The organism is Clostridium sp. (assembly GCF_051278035.1).
GTDB lineage: Bacteria > Bacillota > Clostridia > Clostridiales > Clostridiaceae > Clostridium_AD.
Genome location: NZ_JBNMNU010000203.1, coordinates 1 through 7,026 on the forward strand (window position 1 = coordinate 1; position 7,026 = coordinate 7,026).

Consider the following 7,026-nt stretch of genomic DNA (forward strand, 5'->3'; position numbering starts at 1 on the left):
AGTTGATAAAAGTTATAATTACTGTTATAATCTTTGTGTGTAATTTTGTTATTTGTCATATATAAATTATACAACAAAAGCGAATTCTTTGGAATTCGCTTTTTCATTTAAAAGATGAAAAAGGGCTGTCTCAAAATAGAAAGTAATTTCTATTTTGAGACAGCCCCTTTATTTTTTTTGTGAATTAAAATTAAACAAATACAATTGTGCATAAAATTTCAAGTTTGGAAAATAATAATAGTGTAAGTTTATTATATAATATTTTATATAAGGAGGGAATTATTTAAATGAAAGCAACCGGCATAGTAAGACGTATAGATGATTTAGGAAGAGTAGTTATACCTAAAGAAATAAGAAGAACTCTCAGGATACGAGAAGGAGATCCTTTAGAAATATTTACTGATAGAGAAGGTGGAGTTATTTTAAAAAAATACTCACCAATAGGTGAATTAAGTGAATTTTCTAAGGAATATGCTGACTCGTTACAACAAACTATCGGTAATGTAATAATTATATGCGATAAGGATAACATAATATCTGTAAGTGGCGGTGCTAAAAAGGAGTATGTTGATAAGAAAATTAGTATGGAATTAGAAAAAATTATGGAGGATAGGAAAGCTATCATCTTAGGTGAGGGCTCAGAAAAAATTATAGCATTGTATGAAGATGAGGTGCAAAATAAATATGGTGCAGAGGTTATTGCTCCCATAATTTCAGAAGGTGATGCAATCGGAGCGGTGATAATTGTATCTACAGAGCCAGAAGCTAAATTTGGAAATCTAGAATTAAAACTAGCTGAAACTGCTGCATCCTTTTTAGGAAAACAAATGGAACAATAAGGTATAAAATTAAAAAGTATATATTGCTTAGCAAATTGAAACGATTTGCAGTAATATATACTTTTTTTTGTAATATGAGTAATAATAAGTCCTTTAATTAAGTAATTATAATCAGAGAATGTATTTTTATAAGAACTATAGGAATGCAAGGGGGTTATTATGAAGAAACAATCATTGATAAAAGGGACAATTATACTTGGGGTAGCAGGAATATTTACAAGGTTTTTAGGTCTGTTTTTTAGAATCCCAATCCAGGCTCTTATAGGAGACCAAGGCATGGGATATTATCAAATGTCGTATCCACTGTATATGACATTCGTAGCTGTAGCTTCAGGGATTCCGATAGCTATGTCTAAATTTATTGCAGAAATGAATGCTAAAAATGATGAAGAAGGCGGCCTACAGGTCTTAAGGCAAACACTTTTTTTTATGATTACATTAGCCTCGGCAGTTACAGTACTTATGTTAATGTTTGCAAGGCCTATTATATCCATATTAAGATGGGACCCTAAATCATATTATTCATTTATGGTTATTGCTACAGCTCCAATTTTTGTTTCCATTATGTGTACATTTAGAGGGTATTTTCAGGGGCTTCAGAACGTTAGACCCACTGCTATTTCTCAAATAGTAGAGCAGATTGGAAGAGTTTCTGCTGGGGTTTTATTTGCATATTTGTTGTATCCAAGGGGCATTGAATATGCAGCTGCGGGAGCAGCACTTGGAACTCTAGTAGGTGGAGCTATGGGAAGCATATATTTATATTTAACTTATTTTAAATCTAAAAAAAGATTGATGAGAAGAGTATCAAAGAGAAAGCATATCTTGTATGATTTAGGAAGGGCGGCACTGCCAATTTCTATGGGAGCCGCGGTAGGCACTATTATGTCACTTATAGATTCAGTGCTAGTACCGCAACAACTTGTAAAGGCTGGGTTCTCACAATTACAATCAGCTGTGTTGTATGGACAGTTGACTGGGAAGGTGTTTACCTTGATGAATGTACCTTTGGCACTTTCTGTGGCTCTGTGCGCTTCACTAGTGCCAATAATTGCAGAAGCTTTTTATTTAGGAAGAAGAAGGGAACTCGTTAAAAGAGTAGATATGGCTGTGAAATTGTCTAATGTAATATCGATTCCATCTTCTTTAGGCATGTTCTTTATGGCGTACCCTATAATGCATTTAGTTTTTATGAAAGATGCAGCAGGGTATGAAATTTTAAAGTATATATCTATCTCAATACCTTTTATAATTTTAACTCAGACAAGCACCGCAATACTCCAAAGTATAGGTAATTATATGAAGCCTGTATATAATTTAGGTATAGGCTGTATCGTAAAAGTTATAATAACATATGTACTAGTTTCATTGTCATCTGTAAATATATATGGAGCAGTTATAGGAAGCGTTTTAGGGTATGTTACAAGTTGTATATTAAACATGAACGAGTTAAAGAAAAATTTAAACTTAAAGGTCAATATTATGGGCGCTTTTGTGAAACCAGCTTTTGCCTCTATTATAATGATAATTGCGGTTGTATTTAGCAACGCTAGTGTTTATAATTATACAATGAGCGTGGGTCTGTCTTGCATAATATCCATAACAATAGGTATGGTTGTTTATTTGTTATTCATTTTTTTACTGGGAATATTTGAATATGAAGAAATTAGAAAGAAATTTTGCAAATGAAATAAAAATAAAGGAGTGAAAGATAATGATTAAAGTAGTAGGACTTGGTCCTGGTGCAATAGAATCACTAACTATAGGAACGTTGGAAGTTCTTAAAGGAGGTAACAAAATATACCTTAGAACCAAAAAACACCCTACCGTTGATTACTTGAATTCTATAGGTGTTGTGTATGAAACTTATGATGGTAGATACGAACAACATAATGATTTTGATGAAGTATATAGGGATATTGCAGAAGATCTTATCGGAAAGCACACTAAATATGGAGATATTATTTACGGAGTACCAGGTCATCCTCTTGTGGCAGAAACTTCAGTTAAACTTTTAATGAATCTTTGCAATCTAAAAGGAATAGACATAGAAATTCTTCCTGCAGTTAGCTTTATAGATGCAGTTATTGAAAGTTTAAAATTAGATCCTATTTGCGGACTTAAAATTATAGATGCCTTTGATATAAAGGATCAAATTCTTGATAAGAGAGTAGGAGTCATAATAACGCAAGTGTACAATAAATCTATAGCATCAGATGTGAAACTTGCACTACTTGAGTATTATAAAGATGATATGGAGATTTATTTTGTTAGAGCAGCAGGTGTAAAGGATTTAGAAAGTACAAGGAAAATAAATTTATATGAACTAGATAGACAAGAAGATGTGGATTATCTAACTTCAATTTACATACCAAGAGAACTAGAGGCTACAACTGATTTTCATGATTTAATTAAGGTTGTGGATACGTTAAGAGGGGAAAATGGATGCCAGTGGGATAAGTGCCAAACACATGAATCACTGAAAAAAAATCTCATTGAAGAATGTTATGAGGTTTTAGAAGCTATAGATGAGAAGGATGAAGATAAAATTATTGAGGAACTAGGTGACGTACTCCTACAAGTGATATTTCATGCGCAAATAGGAAAAGAACAAGGATATTTTAATATAAATGATGTTATCAAAGGAATTACAAATAAGATGATAAATAGGCATCCGCATATTTTTATGAATAAAAAATCTTTGAATCCGGAAGAGGTTTTGGAAAATTGGGAAAATATTAAGATGGTGGAAAAAGGATTCAGTAATTATACAGATACATTAAAACATGTTCCTAAAAATTTGCCGGGTCTTATGAGAGCAGATAAGGTTCAACAAAAGGCATCAAAAGTCGGGTTTGACTTCGACAGTGTTGTGACTGGTATGGATAAAGTGTTAGAAGAATTACAGGAAGTAAAAGATGTATATAAAGGAAAAAATAGGGCAAAAATAGTAGAGGAAGTGGGAGATTTGGTGTTTTCTACTGTGAATGTTGCCAGATTGCTTGACATTGACCCTGAATTTGCAGTAAATTATACTATAGATAAATTTATTGACCGCTTTCAGTACATGGAAGAAAATGCGAGGGATAGAAACTTGGATTTAGCCAATATGTCACTTGCAGAAATGGACGCGCTATGGAATGAATCTAAAGGACGATAAATTTATTTGAAAACAAAACTAGTTACAAAAGAAGGAATTTGAAAATTGGTGAAGAATATGCTTTTAATAGTGTATTCAATAATAAGGAGGTAACAAAAATGAACAAATCAGAATTAATTGCAAAAATTGCAGAAAAATCTCAGTTAACAAAAAAAGATGCAGAAGCAGCGTTAAAAGGAATTATAGAAAGTATTGAAGAGACATTAGAAAAAGGTGAAAAAGTTCAACTAGTTGGGTTCGGGACTTTTGAAACAAGAGCAAGAGCTGCTAGAATGGGTAGAAATCCAAGAACAAAGGAAGAAATCCAAATTTCAGCATCAACAGTTCCAGTATTTAAAGCTGGTAAAGAATTTAAAGATATAGTGAATAAATAATCTTTACTATAATACAAAAACCTGGATGTAGATCTAGGTTTTTTCTTTTAAAAACTTTGACTTAAAATAATGTATTATGTTAAAAAAGGGAGATGTGAATATGAGACTTGATAAATATCTAAAGGTTTCAAGAATTATTAAGAGACGGACTATAGCAAAAGAAGCATGTAGTAGTGGTAGAGTCTCTATTAATGATAAAGTCGCAAAAGCAGGGACCGCAGTAGCAGAGGGTGACACTATAGAAATAAAGTTTGCAAATCAAACTTTAAAAGCTAAAATTATTAATATTTTAGAACATGTTACTAAAGATACTGCAAAGCAAATGTATGAAATTATTTTAGGAAAAGAAGACAAGGAATAATAAATGTTGATAAATATAATTCTTAATTAAGGATAATAAGCATATATAGATTATAGGAATATAATGGTGTGTGTTGAATTGAGAATTAAGAATAGATCCCTTAGTTCCCAATTTTATTATTAAAATTAGTAAGGGGGATATTATGGAATCGAAGAAAGAAATGAAAATAGAAGATAAAAAAAGCAGTTTGATGCTTGAAAACAGAAATAAACTAAACATAAGCGGAATTATTGAGGTTATAAATTTTAATGAAAATCAAATATTATTAAATACAAACGTTGGAACAATGATAATAAAAGGACAGGACCTAAAGATGAACAAATTAGATGTACAAAATGGAGATGTAGTAATCACTGGTAAAGTTGATTCTTTTGTCTACACTAGCGACAAGAGTAAAGCTAAAAAAGATAGTATAATATCAAGATTGTTTAGGTAAAATAGTTATGATAATATCATTAATAGGCCAAGTTAAACTTATAATTTTCGGGTTGCTAGCGGGAGTAATAACTGGAGTATGTTTTGATATATATAGACTAATAAGAGGATTTGAAAATACTAACAAATTCATGACTATAATACAGGATTTGCTATTTTGGGTATTAACTTCTATAGTAGTTTTTATATTTTTGATGTATACTAATGAAGGTTATATAAACTTTTATGTGTACTTGTGCTTAATAATAGGAGTATACTTATATTTGAAATGCTTAAGCGTAGCTTTTATAAAAGTACAATTTAACCTTATGAAGTTCTATGGGAAATTATTTAGAGTTGTATTGAATGCTATTTTATACCCGGTAAATTTATTGTTTTATAAGCTGAAAATAAAAAAAAAACATAAATTATAAAGAAATAGCTTGAAGAAATGTGAAATACAAATTAAAATAGATTAAGAAGCACAAGGAATACTCATTCCATTGAAAGGAAAAGGGTATGAAATATGAAGAAAAAATTTGGTGTTAAGAATGTGATACTGACGTTTGTACTGGTATATGTGTGTTATATCTTAATTCAGCAACAGGTAACCATGGTTAGACAAAAGAAAGATATACAAAAGTATAATGTAGAATTGCAAAAGAAAAAAGAGGAAAATAAATTGCTTCAAGATGAAGTAGAGTTATCTAAGACTGATAAGTATTTAGAAAAATTGGCAAGAGAGATTTTAGGGCTTGTTAAAGAAGGTGAAACTCCTGTAATGGATAATAAAAACTAAACACTAAAATTATTTTTATGCTTATTTTTAAATTAATATATAAAATAAAAAACATTATTTTTGAGGAGGAACTTTTTAATATGACCTTAATGGCTGGAAGTATTGTTGAAGGTAAAGTAGTAAATATCACCAATTTTGGTGCGTTCGTAGAGGTGGATGGTAAAACAGGATTAGTGCATATATCTGAGGTTTCAGATACATTCGTTAAGAATGTAAATGATCATCTTAAAGAAAGTGATATTGTAAAAGTTAAAGTGATTTCTGTGGATGATAACGGTAAAATAAGTTTATCCATAAAACAGGCTGGAGTACCTAAAAGGTCCATTAAACCAATGGAAATAGACTGGGAAAAGGAAAAAATCAAAGCAAATGCAACTGGATTTGAAGATATAATGACTAAATTTTTAAAAGATAGCGAAGAAAGATTTCAAGATGTTAAAAAACATCAAGAAGGAAAAGGCAGAGGCTATAGTAAAAAAACTTCTAGTTATTAGTGATTATGTAGGAACTAAATATTTAGTTCCTATTTTAAAAGAAATAAAAAGTCATTGACAACGGATTGTGCATCATATATAATAAAACATGTCGCTATGAAGTGGTACTAAATTTTATAGTGAGTGTGCCAAGAGTTAATAAGCTGGAGTGGCGGAACTGGCAGACGCACAGGACTTAAAATCCTGCGGTGGTTAAACACCGTACCGGTTCGATTCCGGTCTTCAGCACCAAGTATCGCGGGATGGAGCAGTTGGTAGCTCGTCGGGCTCATAACCCGAAGGTCGTAGGTTCAAGTCCTACTCCCGCAACCAATCATGGCGGAATAGCTCAGCTGGCTAGAGCATTCGGTTCATACCCGAAGGGTCGTAGGTTCAAGTCCTATTTCCGCTACCATTTCAATATAGTAGTATTATATTGAAATACTATATTTATTATGGAGAAATATTGACATGTTAGTAATATTGGTATATAATTGGTTTTGGTGAAACATTAGACATTATTATCGCGGGATGGAGCAGTTGGTAGCTCGTCGGGCTCATAACCCGAAGGTCGTAGGTTCAAGTCCTACTCCCGCAACCATTGTT

General features: G+C 31.7%; 9 protein-coding genes and 4 tRNA genes. All 13 read left to right on the forward strand.

The window, feature by feature from the left end:
- Window positions 1–287: 287 nt before the first annotated feature.
- Window positions 288–839 carry a stage V sporulation protein T gene (spoVT, locus tag ACJAX4_RS20640; RefSeq protein WP_435791316.1) on the forward strand — a complete coding sequence of 184 codons (552 nt, stop codon included), beginning with the start codon at window positions 288–290 and terminating at the stop codon, window positions 837–839.
- 159 nt (window positions 840–998) lie between these two features.
- Window positions 999–2,528: a putative polysaccharide biosynthesis protein gene (locus ACJAX4_RS20645; protein WP_435791317.1), complete on the forward strand. Its 1,530-nt coding sequence runs from the start codon at window positions 999–1,001 to the stop codon at window positions 2,526–2,528.
- Between the two features lie 25 nt (window positions 2,529–2,553).
- Entirely contained in the window at window positions 2,554–3,999 is a 1,446-nt protein-coding gene (mazG, locus tag ACJAX4_RS20650) for a nucleoside triphosphate pyrophosphohydrolase (protein ID WP_435791318.1), read from the forward strand.
- A gap of 44 nt (window positions 4,000–4,043) precedes the next feature.
- Window positions 4,044–4,373 carry an HU family DNA-binding protein gene (locus ACJAX4_RS20655; RefSeq protein ID WP_435791324.1) on the forward strand — a complete coding sequence of 110 codons (330 nt, stop codon included), beginning with the start codon at window positions 4,044–4,046 and terminating at the stop codon, window positions 4,371–4,373.
- Between the two features lie 100 nt (window positions 4,374–4,473).
- Window positions 4,474–4,734, forward strand: a complete 261-nt coding sequence (locus ACJAX4_RS20660) for an RNA-binding S4 domain-containing protein (protein ID WP_435791319.1) — start codon at window positions 4,474–4,476, stop codon at window positions 4,732–4,734.
- 142 nt (window positions 4,735–4,876) lie between these two features.
- Window positions 4,877–5,170 carry a sporulation protein YabP gene (gene yabP / locus ACJAX4_RS20665; protein WP_435791320.1) on the forward strand — a complete coding sequence of 98 codons (294 nt, stop codon included), beginning with the start codon at window positions 4,877–4,879 and terminating at the stop codon, window positions 5,168–5,170.
- Window positions 5,171–5,177: 7 nt separating this feature from the next.
- Complete coding sequence (gene yabQ / locus ACJAX4_RS20670; RefSeq protein WP_435791321.1) at window positions 5,178–5,582, forward strand: spore cortex biosynthesis protein YabQ; 405 nt, start codon at window positions 5,178–5,180, stop codon at window positions 5,580–5,582.
- A gap of 92 nt (window positions 5,583–5,674) precedes the next feature.
- Entirely contained in the window at window positions 5,675–5,947 is a 273-nt protein-coding gene (locus ACJAX4_RS20675; protein WP_435791322.1) for an FtsB family cell division protein, read from the forward strand.
- A gap of 80 nt (window positions 5,948–6,027) precedes the next feature.
- Window positions 6,028–6,441 carry a S1 domain-containing RNA-binding protein gene (locus ACJAX4_RS20680; RefSeq protein WP_435791323.1) on the forward strand — a complete coding sequence of 138 codons (414 nt, stop codon included), beginning with the start codon at window positions 6,028–6,030 and terminating at the stop codon, window positions 6,439–6,441.
- Window positions 6,442–6,583: 142 nt separating this feature from the next.
- Window positions 6,584–6,672, forward strand: a tRNA-Leu gene (locus ACJAX4_RS20685).
- Between the two features lie 5 nt (window positions 6,673–6,677).
- Window positions 6,678–6,753 (forward strand) — tRNA-Met (locus ACJAX4_RS20690).
- A 5-nt stretch (window positions 6,754–6,758) separates the two neighbouring features.
- Window positions 6,759–6,835, forward strand: a tRNA-Met gene (locus ACJAX4_RS20695).
- Window positions 6,836–6,945: 110 nt separating this feature from the next.
- Window positions 6,946–7,021 (forward strand) — tRNA-Met (locus ACJAX4_RS20700).
- The last annotated feature ends 5 nt before the right edge of the window (window positions 7,022–7,026 follow it).

Bases quoted from the DNA above. Each gene is read 5' to 3' on its own strand.
- ACJAX4_RS20645 (WP_435791317.1), top strand. From the start codon at position 999: ATGAAGAAACAATCATTGATAAAAGGGACAATTATACTTGGGGTAGCA.
- ACJAX4_RS20675 (WP_435791322.1), top strand. From the start codon at position 5,675: ATGAAGAAAAAATTTGGTGTTAAGAATGTGATACTGACGTTTGTACTG.
- yabP (WP_435791320.1), top strand. From the start codon at position 4,877: ATGGAATCGAAGAAAGAAATGAAAATAGAAGATAAAAAAAGCAGTTTG.
- yabQ (WP_435791321.1), top strand. From the start codon at position 5,178: ATGATAATATCATTAATAGGCCAAGTTAAACTTATAATTTTCGGGTTG.
- spoVT (WP_435791316.1), top strand. From the start codon at position 288: ATGAAAGCAACCGGCATAGTAAGACGTATAGATGATTTAGGAAGAGTA.
- ACJAX4_RS20680 (WP_435791323.1), top strand. From the start codon at position 6,028: ATGACCTTAATGGCTGGAAGTATTGTTGAAGGTAAAGTAGTAAATATC.
- ACJAX4_RS20660 (WP_435791319.1), top strand. From the start codon at position 4,474: ATGAGACTTGATAAATATCTAAAGGTTTCAAGAATTATTAAGAGACGG.
- mazG (WP_435791318.1), top strand. From the start codon at position 2,554: ATGATTAAAGTAGTAGGACTTGGTCCTGGTGCAATAGAATCACTAACT.